Origin of the sequence: Enterococcus spodopteracolus (assembly GCF_030441955.1) — a bacterium.
GTDB lineage: Bacteria > Bacillota > Bacilli > Lactobacillales > Enterococcaceae > Enterococcus_B > Enterococcus_B spodopteracolus.
On record NZ_JARJHD010000149.1, the window covers coordinates 1 to 381 of the forward strand.

The 381-nt window shown below is 40.2% G+C and carries 1 protein-coding gene; it reads left to right on the plus strand.

What is annotated here, in order from left to right:
* Nucleotides 1-81 precede the first annotated feature (81 nt).
* Entirely contained in the window at nucleotides 82-246 is a 165-nt protein-coding gene (locus tag P3R27_RS15585) for a hypothetical protein (RefSeq protein WP_301399216.1), read from the plus strand.
* The last annotated feature ends 135 nt before the right edge of the window (nucleotides 247-381 follow it).

Consider the following 381-nt stretch of genomic DNA (forward strand, 5'->3'; position numbering starts at 1 on the left):
TTTTTTTATCTGGCTCTTGGTTTAGACTCGGACGAAAATTAAAATAAAAAAAAACTTTTTTTAATTTTATATGAGATGTTTTTGATAAAGAAAGAGAAAAGGAAGAGGAAGGGGAAGGGAAAGAAAGCAAAAGAGGGGGGAGGAAGGGGAAAAAGGGGAGAGGAAAAGGAGAAAGAAAAAGAAAGAGAGAAGAAAAAGAGGGAAGGAAAAGGAGGAGGAGAGAGAAAGGGAAAGAAAGGGAAATAAAAAGAAGGAAGAAAGGAGGGAGGGAAGAAAGGAGAAAAGAAAAAGAGGAAGAGAGAGAGGAAAGAAAGGGAAAGGGGGGGAAGAGGGAAGGAGGGAGAAGGAGAAAAAAGGAGGGAAGAAGGAGAGAAAGGGAGG